This window comes from Niabella sp. CPT15-335-S11 (assembly GCF_058792415.1).
This window is the reverse complement of the sequence record NZ_JBYTEI010000002.1, coordinates 1029048-1051257: the sequence shown is the minus strand read 5'-3', so window position 1 is coordinate 1051257 and position 22210 is coordinate 1029048. Positions and strand designations below refer to the sequence as shown.

General features: G+C 49.4%; 17 protein-coding genes. 9 read left to right on the top strand and 8 right to left on the bottom strand.

Translation table 11 applies throughout. The annotated features are described in order from the left end of the window. Positions 1-303 precede the first annotated feature (303 nt). Together AC3WS5_RS10780 and AC3WS5_RS10775 are read left to right on the top strand one after the other, a co-directional pair. On the top strand, positions 304-636 hold the full coding sequence (locus AC3WS5_RS10780; RefSeq protein ID WP_492467381.1) for a type II toxin-antitoxin system RelE/ParE family toxin: 333 nt from the start codon (positions 304-306) through the stop codon (positions 634-636). 19 nt (positions 637-655) lie between these two features. Then, positions 656-1768, top strand: a complete 1113-nt coding sequence (locus AC3WS5_RS10775) for a HigA family addiction module antitoxin (protein WP_492467380.1) — start codon at positions 656-658, stop codon at positions 1766-1768. A 47-nt stretch (positions 1769-1815) separates the two neighbouring features. Here the strand turns inward: AC3WS5_RS10775 and AC3WS5_RS10770 are convergent, their stop codons facing one another. Then, positions 1816-4194 (bottom strand): TonB-dependent siderophore receptor, encoded by a 2379-nt coding sequence (locus AC3WS5_RS10770; protein WP_492467379.1) that lies wholly within the window; start codon positions 4192-4194, stop codon positions 1816-1818. Between the two features lie 354 nt (positions 4195-4548). On the opposite strand from AC3WS5_RS10770, the gene recG reads away from it, so the two are divergent. From recG to AC3WS5_RS10740, 6 genes are all read left to right on the top strand, one after another. After that, positions 4549-6651 (top strand): ATP-dependent DNA helicase RecG, encoded by a 2103-nt coding sequence (gene recG / locus AC3WS5_RS10765; protein WP_492467378.1) that lies wholly within the window; start codon positions 4549-4551, stop codon positions 6649-6651. Positions 6652-6701: 50 nt separating this feature from the next. Continuing rightward, the gene (locus tag AC3WS5_RS10760; protein WP_492467377.1) at positions 6702-8102 is read left to right on the top strand and encodes an FAD-binding oxidoreductase; all 1401 of its coding nucleotides are present in this window, start codon (positions 6702-6704) and stop codon (positions 8100-8102) included. 360 nt (positions 8103-8462) lie between these two features. Then, positions 8463-9161: a hypothetical protein gene (locus tag AC3WS5_RS10755; protein ID WP_492467376.1), complete on the top strand. Its 699-nt coding sequence runs from the start codon at positions 8463-8465 to the stop codon at positions 9159-9161. 82 nt (positions 9162-9243) lie between these two features. Then, positions 9244-10434 carry a tryptophan synthase subunit beta gene (gene trpB, locus AC3WS5_RS10750; protein ID WP_492467375.1) on the top strand — a complete coding sequence of 397 codons (1191 nt, stop codon included), beginning with the start codon at positions 9244-9246 and terminating at the stop codon, positions 10432-10434. A 90-nt stretch (positions 10435-10524) separates the two neighbouring features. Further along, the gene (gene trpA, locus AC3WS5_RS10745) at positions 10525-11328 is read left to right on the top strand and encodes a tryptophan synthase subunit alpha (protein WP_492467374.1); all 804 of its coding nucleotides are present in this window, start codon (positions 10525-10527) and stop codon (positions 11326-11328) included. An 87-nt stretch (positions 11329-11415) separates the two neighbouring features. After that, the gene (locus AC3WS5_RS10740; RefSeq protein ID WP_492467373.1) at positions 11416-12483 is read left to right on the top strand and encodes a redoxin domain-containing protein; all 1068 of its coding nucleotides are present in this window, start codon (positions 11416-11418) and stop codon (positions 12481-12483) included. Between the two features lie 153 nt (positions 12484-12636). Here the strand turns inward: AC3WS5_RS10740 and AC3WS5_RS10735 are convergent, their stop codons facing one another. The 5 genes from AC3WS5_RS10735 to AC3WS5_RS10715 form a co-directional block, all read right to left on the bottom strand. Then, a complete protein-coding gene (locus AC3WS5_RS10735) occupies positions 12637-14286 on the bottom strand; it encodes a 4Fe-4S dicluster domain-containing protein (RefSeq protein WP_492467372.1) in 1650 nt (549 codons plus the stop codon). Beyond that, the gene (locus AC3WS5_RS10730; RefSeq protein WP_492467371.1) at positions 14286-15218 is read right to left on the bottom strand and encodes a DUF362 domain-containing protein; all 933 of its coding nucleotides are present in this window, start codon (positions 15216-15218) and stop codon (positions 14286-14288) included. Before AC3WS5_RS10730 ends, AC3WS5_RS10735 begins: the two co-directional genes overlap by 1 nt. Positions 15219-15479: 261 nt before the next feature. Next, positions 15480-15875 (bottom strand): phosphoribosyltransferase, encoded by a 396-nt coding sequence (locus AC3WS5_RS10725; RefSeq protein WP_492467370.1) that lies wholly within the window; start codon positions 15873-15875, stop codon positions 15480-15482. 45 nt (positions 15876-15920) lie between these two features. Then, entirely contained in the window at positions 15921-16430 is a 510-nt protein-coding gene (locus tag AC3WS5_RS10720) for a hypothetical protein (protein ID WP_492467369.1), read from the bottom strand. A gap of 18 nt (positions 16431-16448) precedes the next feature. Beyond that, positions 16449-17408, bottom strand: a complete 960-nt coding sequence (locus AC3WS5_RS10715; protein ID WP_492467368.1) for an aldo/keto reductase — start codon at positions 17406-17408, stop codon at positions 16449-16451. 235 nt (positions 17409-17643) lie between these two features. Here AC3WS5_RS10715 and AC3WS5_RS10710 point away from each other — a divergent pair, with 235 nt between their 5' ends. Beyond that, entirely contained in the window at positions 17644-19707 is a 2064-nt protein-coding gene (locus tag AC3WS5_RS10710) for a thioredoxin domain-containing protein (RefSeq protein ID WP_492467367.1), read from the top strand. On the opposite strand, the gene uvrC is transcribed toward AC3WS5_RS10710, so the two are convergent. Both uvrC and AC3WS5_RS10700 read right to left on the bottom strand, forming a co-directional pair. Next, entirely contained in the window at positions 19704-21545 is a 1842-nt protein-coding gene (gene uvrC / locus AC3WS5_RS10705; RefSeq protein ID WP_492467366.1) for an excinuclease ABC subunit UvrC, read from the bottom strand. The genes AC3WS5_RS10710 and uvrC overlap by 4 nt on opposite strands. A gap of 26 nt (positions 21546-21571) precedes the next feature. Next, a complete protein-coding gene (locus tag AC3WS5_RS10700) occupies positions 21572-22066 on the bottom strand; it encodes a heme-binding domain-containing protein (protein ID WP_492467365.1) in 495 nt (164 codons plus the stop codon). Positions 22067-22210 lie beyond the last annotated feature (144 nt).

Below are 22210 nucleotides of genomic sequence, written 5' to 3'. Positions count from 1 at the left end.
GTCTTTTATAAAATGGGATCAAACCATTTTCTTTCTTGTAAAACGCTTATTTAGTGACGTCAGTCGCTCATTTTTGAGTGAACTTATGCACAAATAGGGGTAAGAGACTCCGGGGTTTGCGCTTGATGTAATGAACGATTTTGTTAACTTGCCGATGGTACGATCAATGCTTGAACATATTTAAAATAAAGGTCTCACATTCGGAACGATAGCTTCTGTCATTAAACGGGATTTTTCAGAAACTAAATATGTAAATAATTATAATTTACACTTACTGTTAACCAAAATAACCATATATTTGCCATGAATATTAGCTTTGCCGACAGGAGACTTGAGAAATTAGCCAACGACGAACAAAAACGGGTCAGGGAAATGGGTAAGAGGAGGGCGGATATTTTCAATACAAGACTTGTCCAGATTCGTTTTGCCACTACACTGGAAGATGTAAGATACTTGTCGGGAAGGTGGCACGAATTGAAAGAAGATAAGAAGGGTCTTTGGGCTTGTGATTTAGATCATCCGTACAGATTGATTTTTACCTGTCAAGAGGACCCTATACCAACAGATGTGCACGGCAGGTCTATATGGATTGAGATTAAAGGAGTGGAGATAATTAGGATAGAAGATTATCACTAACACAAAAAAAGAACTAAAAATGACCATCAAAAAGAATCAGTTTTTCCCTCAAACTGTCCCGCACCCGGGCGGAACCCTTGCTGAAAAGCTGGAAGAGATGGGCATGGGTCCAAAGGAGTTTGCCCTGCGTACCGGTAAGCCCGAAAAAACCATTATTGCCATCCTAAACGGTCAAAGCAGCATAACACCGGATATGGCAATTCAATTTGAAAATGTTACTAAAATTCCGGCCCATTTTTGGATGAATCACCAAAGGGGCTATGACGAGTTTATAGCCCGAAAGAAGCATAAAGCGGTCATAGCCGGGGCTGTACCCTGGGCAAAAGCATTTCCTCTTGCAGAAATGATAAAGAAAAATTGGTTGCCTGCGGTTACTACAAAAGAAGAAAAAACAGATGCGCTTTTATCTTTCTTCGGTATCGCCAATCATCATGCCTGGACGGATTATTATTTGAATCAGGAATTAAAAGTGGCTTTTCGTATTTCTTTGCATAATACTTCCAACCCATTTTCCATTTCGGCCTGGCTGCGCAAAGGTGATTTGCAGGCGGCAGCAATGGAAGTCCCAGCTTATGATAAGGTGAAATTCAGGCAGAATCTTGAACAAATTAAGGAGCTAATGGCAGCACAAGCAGAAGGATACTTTCGAGCCCTGCAGAAAATCTGCCTGCATGCTGGTGTTAAAGTGGTTTATACTCCCTGCATTGCCAAAGCGCCCATAAGTGGCGCTACCCGTTGGATCGGCGATACTCCGCTCGTTCAAATGTCAGGCAGATACAAGCGAAACGATGTCTTTTGGTTTACCTTTTTTCACGAAGCAGGGCATATACTACTGCACGGCAAAAAGGACATCTTCCTGGAACAAGTAGATTATGATGATAAGGATATCGAAAAAGAAAAGGAAGCGAATGATTTTGCAGTGAAATGGACTTTTTCAGAAGCAGAGGAAGAACAGTTTATGACCGAAGTTTCTGACCTGCGAAATGAAGACAACATATTGGAATACGCTCAAAAGTTCAACACCCATCCCGCTATGATTGCTGGTAGGCTGTGCCATAAAGGACTTGTGAACTACGCCTTTGCTCATAAATTTTTTACGCCAGTAAATCTTGAAGTCGATGGTGACCATTAAATAATGCGCAGCGGTTCACATTGAAATGAAGACCCCGCCAAACCATCTCAGAACTTGAAACTGGCCGTAATCACGAAGTTTCGGGGTGGAATGGGATTGATACTGTAATTTTCGTGAACGGCATAATTATAAGTGTCCGTCAGATTGGCGAGTTTTGCCAACAGCCCGACCTTGCCGATCTCATAGCCCGCGGAGACATCAACAGTTGTGTACGGTTTCACCGAGTAGTAAGGGCGCTTCGCATTAACCGTGTAATTCCAGCCGCTCATTCTTTCCCCGGTATAATAGGCGCCTGCGCCCAGTTTCAGCCCCTTTAGCCCTCCTTCCTCAAAACGGTAAAACACAGACGCATTGGCCGTGTGGGCCGGTGTATTGACAAGCCGCTGCCCCTTAACATAGGAACCGGCTCCCTTCTCCGCTCGGGTGTACCGGATATAGTTATAACTATATCCCGCCAAAATCTCCATCCCCTTGATCGGCCGGGCGCTGAAATCGAGTTCAAGACCATCGCTGGTGGTCTGCCCGGTCAGCTCCTTGATACTACCATTGGAATTCGGACGCCCATCGGATCCAAAAGGCGCCATCTGCACCAGGTTGTTATTCAGGATACGGTAAAGCGTCAGGTTGACATCCAGACGGCTATTGAAAAAGTCATTCTTGATGCCCAGTTCATACTGGTCGATCACAGAAGGCGGGAGCGGGTTGAAGTAAATATCCGTTCCCGAATTGGGGGTGAAAGAATTGGAATAGCTGGCGAAAACCGAGGTGAATTTGGTGGGCTGATAAACCAGGCCAAGCCGTGGTGAAAAGGCCTGATCGGTGATGGCTTTCGCAAGACCAACAGAGTCGTTCTTCAGCAAATAAGTCGTTTTTACCGGACTCGTTTCCAACCAGGACCACCTAAGGCCCGCCAGCAACTTGAATTTCTCCGAAAGGTTCACCAGGTCCTGCACATAGATCCCCACTCTAGTCACCGGCGTTTCGGTCCGGGTGGCCCATTTTGCGTTTGGCACATCCGTCCGGGGCGTGAACTTCCCGGGATCCAGGATATTGATGCTGTCGTAAATCTTTCTTTCCATGTCAGACGTGAGCAGGGTTGTATAGTACCTGTCCGCATCGGTCCCGGCCAAAACCTGGTGGCGGAAAGCGCCGGTATTGAATTTTCCGGTCAGGTTGACTTCGCCCGTGGTGTATTTCTCATGGTTGTTGGTCTTGCCGATCGGCCGGCCCCAATCCCCGTTGGCCTTGGCCTGGATTCTTTCCAGGGCAAAATAATCCCTTTTGAAATCCTGTACATCCAGACCGGCATGGAGCTGCCAGGCTTCGTTGAATTTGTGGTTCAGCACCGCAGAAGCCGTTCCCTGTTCGGTTTTGGCGTATTGCCAGGGTGCGCCCAGGAACCTGGAACGCGGCAGGTTGGCGATGATCGTGTCTGCCAGGGTGCCGATACCGAAATCAGGGGTAAACGAATGGTTGAGGTAATCGCCCTGCAGGAGCAACTCAGTGCGCGGGGAAATGGCAAACAGGAACGAGGGGTTGACATAATACTTGGTGGATTTGACCACATCCCTGAAGCTGTTTGCTTTTTCATAGGTCCCGTTTACCCGGAAAGATACCGCTTTGGACAGCGGGCCATACACATCGATGGCCGGTTTATACAGGTCAAAACTTCCCGCGCGCATGTTGATCTCACCTCCCCATTCAGATTTTGGTTTTTTGGTCACCATGTTAATAATGCCGCCGGGCGCCACATTGCCGTAAAGGATCGCTGCGCTGCCTTTGAGGATCTCTACGCTTTCGAGTCCGCTCATTTCAGGCATGGAGCCCGGGTTGATCCGGAAGCCGTTTTTAAACATATTGGTACCGGAGAAATTATATCCCCGTGCGTAGAAATTTTCCTGGGTACCGGCGCGGTAGCTGCCAAGATAGACCCCGTTCACATTTTTGATCACGTCGCTCAGCTTTTGCGCCTGCTGGTTTTCAATCACCGGCCGGCCAATAACAGATACGCTTTGGGGCATGTCCATGATCGCAATGCCCGATTTGGAGATCTGGGTGCTGCCTTTGTTCATGCCTTTTTTATAGGTGACGATCACTTCCTGTAACTCCCTTGTGTTGAGGGGCAGACGGTACCATGTGGTGGCTTCTGCCTCCGGCGGGACCGTCACATTGGCTTCCTGCGGGGATGCGCCTTCAAAAGAATAGACGATGGTGTATTTGCCAAAGGGGATATCGCTGAAAGAGAAATGCCCGTCGTGATTGGTCCGGGTATATTTTTTCAGCTCTTTGAGGTGGATATTCACTTCGGGAACTGGGGCGCCATCGGTCGTGGTGATGGTCCCTTCTATTTTTCCTGTCCGGTTCTGCGCGTTGAGCAGGGTTGTAAAAAACGTAAAACTTAATATAAATAGATAGTGTAGTCTCATGATTTGTTGAATGAGGTGCAAAGGAAGGGGTTAACGCCGCCAATCACTTTCAAAATCGGGAAATCCTGTTTACGGTTTCGGGAAAATTTGGACCATTTGAGTGATGGGGGAGTGGATTATGAGGCAGGCGTTGAGGTCGATTTGAGCAAAACGGATTTGTGACAGCGCGGGAATGGACATTTTCCAGGTGGATTTTGCTTTTTTCAGATCCATTCGTCATTCAGCCCGGTTTTAATCCAATTTAAGGCTGGAATCTACAGTGAACAACAATTGTTTTTTATCTTACCGCCAAATTGCTTTGCAGCGTGCTGCAGAAAATGGGGTTATTTTTGCGCTACAACCGTGAGCTCCTCCATGGCTAACATATTATCCAGTCCGATCGTATATCTGAAAGGGGTAGGCCCCCAACGGGCGGAGCTGTTGCAAAAAGAACTGGGAATTTTCACATTTGAAGATTTACTATATCATTTTCCGTTCCGGCATATCGACCGGACGCGGATCAGCCGTATCGCAGATATTAGCCCGGCCGACGACTATGCCCAGTTTACCGGGGTGCTGGGGCCGTTTGAAGAACTGGGCGTCAAAAGAAGCAGGCGACTCACCGCCACCCTCACCGATCCATCGGGTTCGCTGGACCTGGTCTGGTTTCAGGGGATCAGCCTGATGCGGAAAGTGTTTCAACCCGGGACCCGCTACCTGGTTTATGGTAAGGTGACCTGGTACATGGGAAGCCCCCAGCTCGTCCACCCCGAAATGGAGGTCTGGGACCCGGAAAAAGCAGCAGGCAAGGCGTTCCTGGAGCCCATCTATCCATCGACCGAAAAACTGAATACCCGCGGACTGGGGGGAAGGCAGATCGGAAAGCTGAGTGCAACCCTGATCGCCCATCTGCAGGAAAGAGACCTTCCGGAGAATTTTCCCGAACCGCTCCTCCACAAACTCAAGCTGATGCGCCGGTTTGAGGCATTCCGGACTATCCATTTCCCGCCCGATCTGAAGAAACACGCGCAGGCGCTCAGGCGGCTGAAATTTGAAGAGATCTTTTTTGCCCAACTGAGATTGCAGTTGCGCCGTTCCGAGCGGCACCGCCACTCAAGAGGTGTGATCTTTAAGCAGGTGGGGGACTATTTTAATCGGTTTTTTCATGAACACCTCCCTTTTGAACTGACCAACGCGCAAAAACGCGTTTTGCGGGAGATCAGGCAGGACACCGGTAGCGGAAGGCAGATGAACCGGCTGTTGCAGGGCGATGTGGGCAGCGGCAAAACCATCGTGGCGCTTTTGTCCATGCTGCTGGCTATCGACAACGGATACCAGGCCGTGATGATGGCGCCGACAGAAATCCTGGCCCGCCAACATTTTCAAACCGTACTGGATCTGCTGACCCAACTGCAGATTCCCGTGGCTTTACTCACCGGATCAACCAAAAAAGCAGAGCGGCAGCGCATTCTGGAAGGGGTGGGGGATGGTTCCATTCCCATCCTGCTGGGTACCCATGCCGTGATTGAGGCGGCCGTGCAGTTCTCTAACCTCGGCCTGGTGATCATTGATGAACAACATCGTTTTGGCGTAGCCCAACGGGCGCGGCTATGGGAAAAAGCCGATATCCCTCCGCATGTGCTGGTGATGACGGCAACGCCCATACCCCGGACCCTGGCGATGACGGCTTACGGCGACCTGGATTATAGCGTGATCGATGAACTGCCGCCAGGCAGAAAGCCCATCCGCACCGTACACCGGTATGAAGAGGACCGCGGCCTGGTGATGCATTTTTTGAAAGCTGAGATCGAAAAAGGACGGCAGGCCTATATTGTTTTCCCGCTGATTGAAGAAAGTGAAAAGCTGGATTATGAAAACCTGATGCATGGCTATGAGAACGTGAAGGTCTATTTCCCCGAACCGGCCTACTGGATCAGCATGGTGCACGGCCGGCAACCCGCAGCGCAAAAAGATCTCAATATGAAACGGTTTGTGGATCATGATACCCAGATCATGGTCTCCACTACGGTCATCGAGGTTGGCGTGAATGTCCCGAATGCATCGGTGATGCTGATCGAAAGCGCCGAGAAATTTGGCTTATCGCAATTGCACCAGCTCCGGGGGCGGGTGGGACGAGGCGCCGAGGAAAGTTATTGTATCTTGCTCACCGGCCGGAAAATAGGGCAGGTGGCGAGGGAAAGAGTGAAGATCATGGCGGCCACCACCAATGGTTTTGAGATTGCCGAAAAGGACCTGGAACTGAGAGGGCCCGGCGATATCGAAGGTACCCGGCAGAGCGGGGTGCTCGATTTTAAACTGGCAAATATCGTGAACGACCGGGCGATGGTGGAAACAGCAAAATTGCTCTGCGAGGAAATCCTGGAGCAGGATCCCGGGCTGGACCTGCCTGAGAATGCCCCGCTGAAGGATTTTCTCCGCGCGCATAAAGGCAAGACGGTCTGGAGTAAAATATCCTGACAGGGCAGGCGCTGCATTAGGCGCGCTCGCCATCTATCAAAAAACAACGAATGACTTCAATAAATCCAGCGCATATTCAGGAACTTATCGCGATCCTCGGTGAGGATCAGGTCTTTTTTGATAAAAGCACGCGGGAGGCTTATTCGCGGGACGAGACGGAAACCCTGCAATACTGGCCGGAGCTGGTGATTAAACCCCGTACCCCCGAAGAGATCAGCGCGGTGATGAAGTTTTGCAACCGGGAATTGATTCCCGTCACGCCCAGGGGCGCTGGTACCGGCGTCAGCGGTGGCGCACTTCCTTACCGTGGTGGTATTTTGCTCTCCACCGAGCGGATGAACCGGATCCTAGAAATAGATGAGCGCAACCTGCAGGTTATTACAGAGCCGGGTGTGATCACCCAGGTGTTGCAGGAGGCTGTCCGGGAGAAGGGATTGTTTTACCCGCCCGACCCGGCGAGCCGCGGCAGTTGCTTTATTGGAGGCAATATTGCTGAAAACAGCGGAGGCCCCAAAGCCGTCAAATACGGTGTGGTGAAGGATTACGTGCTGAATCTGGAGATGGTTATGCCTACTGGCGAAATTATCTGGACAGGCGCCAATGTGCTGAAGAATGTCACGGGCTACAACCTGACTCAACTGGTGGTGGGCAGCGAGGGTACCCTGGGCATCGTCACCAAAATTGTGCTGAAACTGATTCCCTATCCCAAACACGATCTGGTGATGCTGGCTGCTTTTGGATCGCTGGATCGGGCCTGTGAGGCGGTAACGGCTATCTTTAGGTCGGGCATCACCCCCAGCGCGCTGGAACTGATGGAGATCGATGCGCTGAAGGTTGTGACCCGGTACGTGGATCAGCATCTGGCGCCGGTGCATGAGGGCATCGCCGCCCACCTGATCATCGAAGTAGATGGCCAACATCCGGAAGTATTGATGGAGGAAATGGAGCAGATTGCGGGTGTACTTGAACAGTTTGGCGTGGACGAAGTGCTGCTGGCGGACACTGCGGCACAAAAGGAGGAGCTGTGGAAACTGCGGTTGCGGATGGCCGAAGTGGTCAGGTCTGACGGATATACCATTGAAGAAGATACCGTCGTGCCCCGGGCCGAACTGGCCAGACTGATCAGGGGCATTAAGGAATTAGGTGTGCAACATGATTTCCTGGCGGTATGCTATGGCCATGCGGGTGATGGAAACCTTCACGTGCGTATTAAGAAAGAAGGGGTGAAAGACAGCTTTAATCACCCCGGAATGCAAGCGGCGCTTCGTGATGTGTTCCTGTTGGTGAAAAACCTGGGCGGTACCATTTCTGCCGAACACGGGATCGGACTGATCCAGAAAAGCTTTTTGGATATTGTTTTTGAGCAAAAACATCTGGAGTTACTTAGGGGGATAAAACGATTATTTGATCCCAACCTGATCCTGAATCCGGGGAAGATCTTTGATCCGTAGTTAAAACCGGATTTTCATGCTGGACGATTTGCGACAATTTAACTATCAAGATCTTTGATTTGTGATCAGAAACTGATTTTTACCGTGGAAGATTTGAATCAATTTCAGCATCAGGACGGTTGATCTGTGATCAAATCCCGACTAGGATAGCCGCTGATCCAACCTTTTCACTTATTTTTAGGTCTTGAAAGGCAGGGAATTCAGCACCTGATCCGTAGAAAGAGTTCGACACTCTCACGGGCATTGCGGTAAACAGCCTGAATATCCGGACTAAGTGAGATTTTTTCACCACCTGGTGAGGATTATGATTGCAGGAAACTGCAAGCATCGGACCAATAGAGAAAATATTGATATAAACACATGAACAGATTTTTCAAATTAGCAGCTTCCTGCTTCTTTTTTTTGATGATGCTGGGATTGACCGGCTTTGCCCAGGGCGATAGCGTGATTGTAAGGAATGCAAACGAGGCAGGGGACGGGCCCGCTCATGAAATGAAGATGCCGGCAAGAAACCGGTTGTTTACGGGCGGTAATATCAGCGCGTCTTTCGGCAGTGGCTTCACGATGCTGGGCGCCAGCCCGATGCTGGGATATACCCTCAACGAGTATTTCGATGCGGGCTTCGTGATCAATTATTTGTTTACGGGAGCCAGGGATTACCCGGTGTATAACGGAACCAATTACGATTACGCCGATAAAGTCAGGCAGCATTTTTATGGTCCGGGCGTTTTTCTACGGGCTTACCCGGTCCCATTCCTGTTTGCCCAAGCGCAAATTGAACAGAATTTTTTCAATGAGAAATTTACGATTGGCGGAACCAGCTACAAATCGAGTTACAATGCCCCATCCCTGCTGACCGGCGCAGGTTTTGCATCCGGGCGGGTGAAAGGCGGCACCACTTTCTACTACCTTTCAGTTTTGTTTGATGTGCTGAACAACGCAAACAGCCCGTATATCAGGCGGAACAGTAACGGTACGCGCACGATGCAGCCCGTGATCCGGGCCGGCTTCAATATCGGCCTTGGCCGGAAACACAAACCCGAATACCAGGAATTTTAATCCGCGGGAGCGCGTCGTCTGTTCATTTGAGCAGCAGGCGGCTTTTTCGTATCTTTACCCCTTTCTAAATCAGATAAGCGGAATGGCTGTAAGTTATAAAGAACCCGATGAACTGGGTTATTACGGGGAATTTGGAGGCGCCTATATTCCCGAGATGTTGTACCCGAATGTAGAGGAATTACGTACCAACTACCTGCAAATCATTGCATCAGAGGAATTTCAGAAAGAATACCATTCGCTGCTGGTTGATTACGCGGGCAGACCTACTCCCCTTTATTTTGCGTCAAGACTCAGTAGCAAGTACAATACTCAAGTCTATCTGAAGCGGGAGGACCTCTGCCATACCGGCGCGCACAAGATCAATAATACCATCGGGCAGATCCTGGTCGCGGAAAAACTGGGCAAACACCGGATCATTGCAGAGACCGGCGCTGGTCAGCATGGCGTGGCCACCGCCACCGTATGCGCTCTCAAAGGCCTTGAGTGCGTGGTGTATATGGGCGAAAAAGATATTGAGCGGCAGGCGCCTAACGTGGCCCGCATGAAAATGCTTGGGGCAACCGTCCTCCCCGCCACCAGCGGCAGCAAAACGCTGAAGGACGCGACCAATGAAGCCATCCGCGACTGGATCAATCACCCCGATGACACATTTTATATCATTGGCAGCGTGGTAGGTCCGCACCCATACCCGGATATGGTGGCCCGTTTTCAAAGTGTGATCAGCGAAGAGATCCGCTGGCAGATGAAAGCGAAGACCGGATCGGAACTCCCGGATGCCGTCATCGCTTGTGTGGGCGGCGGTAGCAACGCGGCCGGCACTTTTTATCATTTTGTGGATGAACCTTCCGTGAAGATTATTGCCGTTGAAGCAGCGGGTTGTGGGGTGGAAAGCGGGGAATCGGCAGCCACTACCCAGTTAGGAAAACCCGGTATCCTCCACGGTAGCAAGAGTTTCGTGATGCAGACCGAAGACGGACAGGTACAGGAAGCGCACAGTATCTCTGCGGGACTGGATTACCCCGGTATCGGCCCGATGCACGCCAACCTGTTTGCCAGCGGAAGGGGGCAGTTTCTGAATGCGACCGACCGTGAGGCGCTGGATGCAGCGTTTCAACTGACCCGGTTGGAGGGGATCATTCCCGCCCTGGAAAGCGCACATGCACTGGCCGCCCTGGAAAAAATCCAATTTGGAAAGGATGAGCGCGTGGTGATCTGCCTGAGCGGGAGAGGGGATAAGGATATGGATACCTATATGCGGGCGTTCGGGAGTTAACCCCGGATTTTTTCAATCAGTTTTTTATTTTCTCAGAACGATATAATTTTTCACCCGCAAGTGACAATTCGGAAGGACAACGAACAAAATATGACGCGGTTACAACGACTATTTCAAAACAAGCAGGAGAATGTCCTGAATATTTACTGCACGGCGGGTTACCCTCAGCTCGACAGTACCCTGCCGCTGATGCGGACGCTTCAGGAGGGCGGAACGGACATCATCGAGTTGGGTATGCCCTACAGTGATCCCCTTGCCGATGGGGAAGTGATTCAGCACAGCAGTTCCATAGCGCTAGCCAATGGCATGACCATGAAAAAACTTTTTGAGCAGCTCAGTGACATGCGCAGGCCGGTTGAAGAAGGCGGTGTGGGAAACGACCTGCCAGTAGTGCTGATGGGATACCTGAACCCGGTGATGCAATACGGATTTGAGAATTTCTGTGCCGATGCGGCAAGGGTAGGAATCGATGCCCTCATCCTCCCGGATGTCCCCGCACATGAGTTTGAAACAAAATATCGGGAGATTTTGAACAAAAACGGCCTTGAATTTGTCTTTCTGGTTACACCTGAAACGTCGGAAGAACGGGTCAGACAGTTGGATAGCCTGAGCAGCGGGTTTTTATACGCCGTTTCATCTTCCTCCACAACAGGCGGAAAGGAAAGAGATTTTGAGTCGGTGGATAAATATCTGGCCCGACTAAAAGGCTATCAGTTGAAAAATCCTGTGTTGGCGGGCTTTGGGATTCGTGACTGGGAGACCTTCACTCAGGCGTGCAGGCACGCGAACGGAGCCATCATTGGATCCGCGCTGATCAAAGTGGTGGGTCAGCCGGGCGCTGAATTAGCCGATGCGAAGAAATTTGTGGAGGCTGTACTGGAGCCCGCAAGCTGAACGGTGACTTTTAAATGTTCTGATAAAATTTGGCCTACGATTGGCTAACCGCTCTTAAAAATTTGATTAAAAACATTATACTTTTTTATGATTCGATTTGCATGGTTGTTTTTTTTGATGATCCCTTTTATTTCACAGGCACAGTCGCTGAAACTGAATGGCGTGGTTAAAGGTCTGAAAGACGGGACCAGTGTAACGCTCACCGATCTTGGTAACCAGGGAGCTGCATTGGCCGAGACCAAATCCAAAGGCGAGTCTTTCAGTCTGAGCTCGAAGCTGGAAGGCGCGAGTTTGTTGGGCCTGACGGTAGGCGAGAAAATCAAGACGGTGGTGTTTATGGGAAATGAAACCGTGAAACTTGCTGGTAATATGGATCAGGATCCGGAGTCCTGGGCTTATACCGGATCTCAGGTGCAGCAGGATTTTACGATCTTTCAACGCCAGTTCATACCGGAGTTTGAAAGGCTGAACCATCTGGCGGAAGATGTCCAGACCGGAAGCGACAGTGCGCGAACCCAGCTTGAAGCGGGCATAGCGGGGATGCAAAAGAAGATCGATGGTTTTATTGGACCACGCCCATCCTCACCGGTGAGTGTGCTGGCTATTTTATCTACCATCGGACTGACCGAGGACGTAGCCGTATTGGAAAAACGTGTAAACAGCCTCAAGCCCGAGGCGATGGAAAATGCATTAGGTGGTCACCTGAAAAAAGCACTGGTAGATGCAAAATTTCATTCTGTAGGAAGCGTAGCGCTCGATTTTTCGCAATTGGACACCGCCGGTAAGGCGATTTCGCTGTCGCAATTCCGGGGGAAATATGTCCTGATCGATTTCTGGGCCAGTTGGTGCGGACCCTGCCGCAGGGAGAATATCAACCTGGTTAAAACCTTTGAAAAATTCCGGAACAAGGGGTTCGCAGTGCTCGGCGTATCGCTGGATGAGGACCGCGATAAATGGCTTTATGCGATTAAGAAAGATGAGCTCGATTGGACCCAGGTCAGCGATCTCAAGGGCTGGGAGAATGAAGTCGCCAAAAAATACCGGATCACCGCTATTCCCCGCAACTTGTTATTGGGCCCCGATGGAAAAATCTTGGGGAAGGATCTGCGGGGCGAGGATCTGGATCTCAAACTAGCGGAGGTATTGGGTAATTAATTTGTGACTAATTTGCCATTTTTAGACGTTTTTCGTCAGATTCCAACTATTTCGTAATATTTTGTTCTGGTAGGGTATAATCTACCCATGCCTTTGCCGACAGGTTTACCCGCCGACCGCAGGCCAACCAGAGGCAGGCAAGTTCATTCGTAATTAAAATCCAAAATCCAGGCTTTCTACTTTTTTCTCCGGACCCTCTTCAGGTTTCTTTACCTTCTTATGCACCGGGTTGGCTACAATAAAAATAGCGCGTTTGGGCCGCACGGGACAGATATACTCACAGCCGCCGCAACCGATACAAATATCTTCAGTAATTTCCGGAATCGTCAGGCTGCCTTTGTAAGGCACCATCTTAACCGCACGGGTGGGACAATGCTCCGCACAAGCCCCGCAATCTGTTTCATCCGTCTTCACGATACAGAGGTCTTCCACAAATTGCACCAGCCCCACCTGAGTGACCTGTTTCTCATCCAGCGTTAAAGGCTTGAGTGCGTCACTGGGACAGACATCGCTGCAGATCGTACAGTCATAATTGCAGTAGGCTTTGGTGTACCACATCTCCGGCTTCAACAGATAATCCATACCATACTCAAAACCCACTGGTTTCAGTATCTGGGTCGGGCATTTGACCACGCATAAGTGGCAGGCCGTACATTTAGCCAGAAAATGATCCAGGCTCCCTGACCCGGGAGGTGTGATGGGTTTGTTTTGCTTATGGTGTTTTTCGCTTGGTCCTCCTTCCCCCTTGATGCTGATATGTTTTTCGCCGGCTTCGCCATCGTCCCGCCCATGTCTTTGCCGGAGCCGTCTTTGTGCGAAAGCAGGCAACAGGGGCGCCGTGGCCAATACGGTTCCCATCGTGCTGAAAAATATCCGCCGGCCTTTTGCATTGAATTTGCCGGTCTCGCTGAGGGGAACCTCCTCCCTTTTCTTAAATGGATTGACAAGCTGATAATGCAGTCCGCCCCGGTGGCAATGCGAAATACAGTTAAAACAGGTCACGCACCGGCTATTGTCAACCGTCTGTTTATCAAAATCGATACATTCGGCCTTGCAGGCGCGGGTGCAATTGCCGCAACTGTTGCAGAGCGCGTGATCGATCTGAATCCTGAAAAGCGAAAATCTGGAAAACAGGCTCAAGGTGGAGCCAACCGGACAAAGCGTGTTGCAAAACAAGCGCCCGTGAAGTACGCTCAGGATGATAAACACGCCCATCGCCACGAAAGCCGCGACCAGGGCGGCTATGGAAACGGTATTGATATCCACATGGAAAAGCCAGAATTTTCCGGCTTTCATCAGACCTTCTGCAGCCATATTGTTGGTCCACATCAGCGAAGGCCGGAAGATACTCGACATCATCCTGCCGAAATTGCTGTAGGGATCCAGCAGCAACAATAAGTGGATGCTACCCAGCAGCCAGAGCACCACCGAGAGCCCCAGAATGCTGTACCGCAGTATATTAAAAGGCTTTTTGTATTCGAAAAAGAATTTCTTTTTCTTTCCCTTTTTCCTGGTCCATCTGATCCTGGAGAGTCGGACGATCAGATCCTGAAATATACCGGCCGGGCAGAGCACCGAACAATAAATCCTGCCAAAAACCAGGGTCACCAGCAGGATAACAACCCATCCGATCGAGAATGCCGCCAGGATCGCGGGGATAAACTGAAAATCGACCAGGATCTTCCAGCTTTTGGGTAGCAGGTTGGTGAAATCCACCAGGTAAAGAGTTATCATGGCGAATAACAGGCTCGCCAATGCTACCCGGATGATTCTCAGCCAGTTTCTTTTCTTTTTCGTTGCCATCAGAGTCGGATCCTTGCGATATTAAGTTTTTGGAGATTGGAAGTACCCAGCCCATGTGCTTCGGCCTTGGCGATATAACCCACGGAAGACATCGGCATTGTCTCAACCTGATTGAAAAAGCTGATCGCCGCGCTGTCAGCAGCTACAATATCTCTGGAAGCGATCAGGGTTTTCAAGACAGATACGTCACTGGCGCTCCGCCCTTGCGGTCCGTTTTGATGCATCACGCGATACGCATCTACAATATTCAACACGGGTTTCTTGGTCCAGGTACACACATCCGCAATGCACTGCGGCAGGTCATTCCGGTGAAAATAACGCCGGTCCCACACGATCCCCATATAATTTTTCATACAACAGGTGATCTTTGCGCCGCCGTGATTTTTTAAAACCGGGACGTTGATCCAGGCGTCTGCTTCGACGAGCGCTTCGTGAATCTTTGCTGATTTCAGGCTAACTCCTTTGGGTATCGATACTTCTTTGTAATACACTTCGCTGTTGGCGGGCACAATCACACCTCCTGCCTGTTTAACGGCGTCTGCAATGCCGCTTGAACTGTAACATTTCTGCCAGTTATCGCAGGTATTATCAAACACCGTCACCCGGGAAGCGCCGGCCTGCAGGCATTTTTTAACGATGGCTGCCACCAGGTCGGGGTTGGTGTTGGCCGCCATTTCGGGACCCCGGTCCCAGCCGATATTTGGCTTAACCACCACTTTTTGGCCTTTTTTAATAAACTGTCCGATACCGCCTAGTTGCTGAAGCGCTTTCTCGAACATGGCCACCGGTTCGCCGCCCATAACAGCCACCAGGTCGGGGGATTTAGCCACCCACAAGCCGTTGCTGGCGAAAATATTGTTGATTCCTTTAATGCCCAGTAACATGGCTGCGCTGGCAACAGCGCCTTTCTGAACAAAATCTCTTCGTTTCATATGTAGATTTTTATATTTTAATGGTCGGCTCGCGAAGGAGGCATGTCCGCCCGACCAAAGCGGTCGATTCTTTCGAATATAGCTCGATCCTGCCCTCCATAAGCGGGCTTGCCCGCCTGCGGAGGGCAGGCCCCACCACAGGCGAACGAGCAAGCCTACCTTCGGTAGACAGGCCGGTTAGAAAAATTGAATATTTGAATGCGTTTTTTTCACTACCTGGTGAAACCGCAAAAAAAGCGTTAGTTCAACAAGAAGGGTTACTCACAACAGCCAAGGAAATTTAAAACAGGCTTCGTTATACAGTGAGTAATCTGCCGGTCCGTTCACCGCAAAAGTCTTCACTTTTCCTGCCTCTTTTTCCAGCAGGCTTTTGGCAAATTGCAGAGAGGCGCCGGTCTTGACGCGATCCTCTATCAACAATATATTTCGGTCACGATAGTTAAAATCAATAGGCGTCAAAAGCCTGGGAGCATCATATTTTGGACGCTGCTGCGGATCACGCAGGTTTATTTTCAACAACTGCATTTCGATCTGCAACCGCTGATTCAGGATCGCTGCAGGAATAATTCCCCCGTTGGCAATCGCCACGATCATATCAAACTCCTCATGGATAGAGAGGGTAGCTATTCGCTGCAATATCTCTTCAAAAGTCTTCATTCCAGGTCGGTTTCTTCGGGCAGCCGTTTTGTCTTTGACGGATCATTACACTCGGGACAAAGCTTTCAGCACCAGGAAACCGCCGAATACCTGTGCCAGCATGCCTGGGAATCCGATCCTGAAATCCTGCAAGGCCACATACAAATCTTTTGCGATCAACCATTCTACCAGCGTGCCTGTAACCTGATAAGCGATCACCACCAGGATCAGTGCAGGTATGGATACTTTTCGAAAACTGTGGGCGGCCCAGGATGCCGCAATAGCCAGCAGGATAGATTTACTGAAAAGGATAGGCAGCATTTCTGCCGATGGCATACCGAACAACAGGTTGTTAACCAACGGAGAAAGCAGGGCGGTGAGCAAACCAGCCACGATCCCAAATTTATAGGCAGCTACCAATGTGAAAAAATAAATCGGTAACCACACCAAACCACCCTGGGGTACCAGATGTACTAACTGCGGCAATAGGATATTGCCGGCCACAAACAGCGTGGTAAACAGGTAAGTGCGGTAATTCGTTGCGTTTAATGAATAGAGTTTGGCGGACGTATACATGATTTAAACTTTTATAATTCAAACGGATTTATTGGTAAACACGGGAACCGTTTCAGCCGCCAGGGCCACCAGTTTCCTGGTCTCAGAGCGGGTGATGGGCTTGTAACTCTTCATCACATCCAGTGCCTTCAGAAACAGGGTCGATTTGCCCGGCGGTATTGCTGTTGCGATTTTTTTGGAGAGTGTAAATTTCAAAGCCATTTTCATCGTGTCATCTTCCTGTATGGGTTGATACCACACGTTCTTGTCATATTTTTCCTGTCCCGGTTTATTAAGTGTGAGCGCCATCGATTTAAGCGCGATGATGCCCAGGTTTCTTTTGAGCGCCAGTTCATAGATCTGCGGCCCAAAGTCCCCTGCATTCCAAACAGCAAAATTAATGGGAAACATAACGGTATCAAAATCATAAAGCTCTAACGCGCGCATAGCAGCCGGTACGGAATGGGCCGAAAAGCCCAGGAAGCGGACCTTGCCTTCTTTTTTAGCCCTGATGAAAGTCTCCATGGCCCCATCTTTTTCAAAAACCCGTTCAACATCTTCCTTAACTCGGGTAATTGCGTGCAACTGGTAGAGGTCGAAATGATCTGTTTGCAATTTCTTCAGGGAATCATTTAATTCCTGTTCAGCGCCTGCCGCGTCGCGGCGACCCGTTTTACAGGCCAGAAAGGAATTCTTACGATAGGGTTTCAATGCCGGGCCCAGTTTCTCCTGGGCATTGCCGTAACCCGGCGCGATATCGTAATAATTTACGCCCAGATCCCAGGCTTTTGCAACGATTTCATTGGCAAATTCCTGAGGGTTATCATTGAGCATGATGCCCCCGAAAGCGATCGCCGACACGGATTCTCCGGTCCGGCCCAGTATCCTGCGCTGGAGTTGGTAGCCCGGCGGGAAATCGCTTCCAAATGACCTAATGGCTGGAATACTCATTGCAAGACTTCCGAGTGTTGTAGTTTGAATAAAATCCCTTCTTCTCATGGCTCAAATATTTTTTTATTTGTAAGAAAAAAATGGATACTTAAAAGTACAATAAAAAACGCAGGCTATGCGCCTTTTTAAGATGATTTATCGCAGGTTTTGTGTGAATCGATCTGTATTAGGCCGAAAATCCCGATAAAACTATCTTTCTTTCTTCCTGTTAATATGTTATGCTTTGAGCCTGTAGAAATGCTCCGAATCGTATTTTTCACCAGATTAAATTTGCTGAATTGTTATGGCCAATCACCTGATCAACGAAACCAGCCCTTACCTGTTACAGCACGCACACAACCCGGTGGACTGGTATCCCTGGGGCGATGCAGCGTTGCAAAAGGCAAGAGAGGAAGACAAGCCTATATTGGTAAGTATCGGCTATGCAGCGTGCCATTGGTGCCACGTGATGGAACGGGAGAGTTTTGAGGATGAAGCGACCGCAGCTTTTATGAATGCGCATTTCGTGTGTATCAAAATTGACCGGGAGGAGCGGCCCGACCTCGATGCTATTTATATGGATGCCGTCCAGCTACTGACCGGCAGCGGCGGCTGGCCGTTAAATGCGTTTCTGACTCCCGACAAAAAGCCGTTTTATGGCGGGACCTATTTCCCGCCCAGGGCGATGGCAAACCGCCCCTCCTGGATGGATGTCCTGACGGCTGTGTCTGACGCATTTAAGAATCGGAGGGCTGATATGGAGGGACAGGCCAAAAACCTGGTGGGACATATTCAAAAAACAAGCGCACCGGGAGCTTTCGTCAGGGTAGGAGCGCCGGGACCGACTACAGAACAGGCTGATATTGCCGTCATGCATTTACTCAGGCAGGCCGATAAACAATGGGGTGGTTTTGGCAATCCTCCCAAATTTCCTCAATTTTCCTCCCTGCAGTTTTTGTTGCGTTTTGGCAATGGAGAAAAGAACAGGGTCGACAGCCAGGCAGCGGAGGCACGTCAGCAGGCGCTGCTCAGTCTGGATAAAATAATCGAAGGTGGCATTTACGATCAGGTGGGAGGCGGTATGGCCAGGTATTCGACAGATAGAGAATGGCTGGCCCCGCATTTTGAAAAGATGCTATATGATAATGCCCTACTGATTTCGCTGCTAAGTGAAGCGTTTCAACTGACCGGATCTACACGATATAAAGAGTCACTGGAACAAACCCTGGGTTTCATCGAACGCGAAATGACGAGCCCCGAGGGCGGATTCTATGCCGCGCTGGATGCCGACAGCGAGGGGGAGGAAGGTAAATTTTACACCTGGTCCTATGCCGAAATTGAGCAATTGCTTGGAGAGGATGCTGGAGTTTTTGCGGCCTGCTACGACGTGACTGAAAAAGGCAACTGGGAGGGGAAAAATATTCTCCGGGTACTACGACCCTTCGAACAGATAGCCCAGGATTTTAATATTTCCGTTGAAGAGTTGGCAGCCATCCTACGCACTGCGCGCCCAAAATTATTGAAAGCCCGGGAGACCCGCATCAGGCCTGCGCTGGACGATAAAATAATCCTGGGTTGGAATGCTCTGATGAATATGGCTTATAGCAAAGCTTACGCGGCCACCGGAAACGATGAATACCTGCATACGGCAATGAAGAATATGGCGTTCCTGCTGGAAGTCTTCCCGGCGGAAGATGAATTGTATTTCCATACCTGGAAAAGCGGGCAGGCAAAGTATCCGGCATTCCTGGATGATTACGCGTTTTTGATACAAGCCATGTTGCAATTGCTCCGGACAACGGGCAATACGGACTGGCTGGATCAGGCGTCACAGCTTACACAGGGAGTAATCAATCTTTTTTCAACAGATGGTGATCTTTTTTATTTTACGCCCGAAGGTCAGCAGGATATCATCATTCGGAAAACTGAAATATATGACAGTGCCACACCGTCCGGAAACGCCGTCATGGCGCAAAATTTATATGAGCTGGGGATCTTATTAGAGCGGCCCGACTGGACGAGGCGCGCAGTAAATATGGTTACCGGACTGCATGAAATGATTACAAAATATCCGGTCAGTTTTGGCGCCTGGGTCTGCGACCTTTACCAGTTCGTCAAAGGTTCCGAAGAAATCGTACTGATCGGCGATATGGAAGAAGCGCATAAGGAGATCCTTGGGACCTATCTGCCTCATGCCCTGCTGATGACCTCGAAAACTGGAAATGATGATTATCCCCTCTTGAAAGATAAAAGATCATTAAAGCCGCTGACTATTTTTCTTTGTCGGGACTATACCTGCAAAGAACCGGTGTTTTCAGTTCCCGCGCTGAAAGAGCAATTGAATGCAGCTAACAAAACAGCGGGCTAATGATGGGGCGATTGATCGGGGGTATGTTGAACTGCCGCCTGATCATGCAAATGCGAATGGATGATCCTGGCCTTTGCCTGGCCCACAACAGCTGCAATTTCCTCTATGGGTTTCTCACGAATCTTCTTCACGGATCTGAATTCTTTTAGCAATTGATCGGCGGTGGCCTTACCTATACCCTTGATCTCCTCCAGTTCGTTTTTGAAAGTACCCTTACTTCGCTTTTTCCGGTGAAATGTAACGCCATAGCGGTGTACCTGGTCGCGGATATAGCGAATCAACTTCAGGCTGCTGCTATTGTATGGCAGTTTCAGCGATTCCTGGTCTCCTGCAAAAAAGATTTCCTCCACTTTTTTGGCGAGGCCTATCAGCGTAATGGTTCCTGTGAGTTCCAGTTCTTCGATGGCTTCCACCGCCGCACTAAGCTGACCCTTGCCGCCATCAATAATCACCAGTTGGGGAAAGGATTGTTGTTCCTTTTTTAACCGGTAATAGCGACGGAACACAGCCTCCTTCATACTGGCGAAATCATTGATACCCTCCACCGTTTTTATATTAAAATGCCGGTAATCCTGCTTGCTGGGTACACCGTTTTTGAAACAAACCATCGCGGAAACAGGATAGCTACCTTGAAAATTCGAATTATCAAAACATTCAATATGTACGGGTAGTTCCGGCAGATGAAGATCTACCTGCATTTGCTCGAGATCCTTCATCGGATCTGCACGATGGGAAGTTTTGAGCATGGCATTTCTTTTCGCTTCCGCGATAAAATAGCCGGCGTTTTTCTCTGAAAGTTCCAGCAATTTTTTCCGGTCACCTGCTTTTGGTACAACGATCCGGGTGTCAGCTTCGGGATAATCGATCTGGAACGGAACAACGATCTCGGGGGCATGACTGTTGAACCTGCTCCGCAGGTGACTGATCGCGTGCACCAGAATTTCATCCAGTTCTTCATCCAGGTGCGTCTCCAGCTTATTGGTCTGCGTTTGTACGATGGTGCCTCCGCGTATCATCAGGTAATTCACATAGGCAATCGTTTTTTCACGTATGATAGAAAATACATCTTTGTCACCTCCCTTGGTGCCTGTGATCACGGTATGAGACTGATAATAGTCGTTCAGGTATTCAATTTTCTTCCTGACCTGTTCAGCCTTTTCAAATTCCAGCCGTTCGGCATATTCTTTCATTTCCTGTTTGAAGTGATTGATCACTGGGGATAGATTTCCACGCAGCAGGTCCCGCACCCGTTTGATATTTGCATCGTAATCCTCTTTGGACTGTAATGCTTCGCAGGGTCCCTTGCAGTTGCCAAGGTGATATTCCAGGCACACCTGATACTTTCCTTTGGCAATATTTTTCGGGCTCAGGTTCAGTGCACAAGTCCGAAGAGGGATCGTGCGTTTGATAAACTCTAGCAGTTCCCTGACTTTATGTACAGATGTGTAGGGTCCCAGATACTCCGATCCGTCATTGATCGGTTGCCTGGTTAGAAATACCCGCGGGAAGTCTTCATTTTTGATAACGATATAGGGATAGGATTTATCATCCTTGAGATTGATATTATACCTGGGCTGGAAATTTTTGATTAGTGAATTTTCCAGTAAGAAAGCATCCTGCTCACTATCAACAATGGTAAATTCGATCTTTGCGATCCGCTTGACGAGTTCGTGGGTCTTGTAATTGGTAAAGGTCTTGTTGAAATAACTGCTCACCCGCTTACGCAGGTCTTTTGCCTTACCTACATACAGAATCCGATCCTCATGGTCGAAATACTTGTAAATACCAGGCTCATGGGGAATAGTGTACGCAATATCTGAGAATTCTTCACGGGTCACAATCCCCAAAGTTACAACCTTTCCGACTAATCTTCCTTTTTGGGTTTTACAAGGGAGTCTCTGGGGTAAGCTGCTTCCATACTGGCCCGGACATTAGCTACCCAGCCGTAAATAGCTTCCTTCTCACTAGTGTTCAGTTTGGCGTCAGCGTGCGTCCAGGTGTAGGAAGTGATCGGCATTTCGCCTTCTTTCACCTGTTCCGTTATTTCGTCCATTTTGTGGTACTGCACGCGCATTGGCTTATTGGTGAATTCATCCAGATTCAACCCATCCTTGCCCTCATTTACGTGTCTGGCAAGGAACCATGCTACCGGCTGGATCTTGTCGTACCAGGGATACCGGGTGTTGTTGCTGTGGCAATCCATGCAGGCTCTGTCGAGGATTATCTTAACATTCGGAGGTAGTTCATAACGGGTCTGAATGGCGTTGGGTTGTGGACCTTCCGAAATGTTTTTATGAGGCCGGATGAATTGGATGATGACTAGTACAATGACCAGGATCAGCAAAATTTTTTTTAACATGGCATGAATATTTACGTTAAAGATAAGGCATGAATTTGAGAATGAAAAGTTTGTGCAGCCGCAGGAGCTTTATTTTTTTTTTAAATATAAAAGAAAAAACCGGCAGTCCACATTGTAAAATCAGTGGGCTGCCGGTTGGTAGTA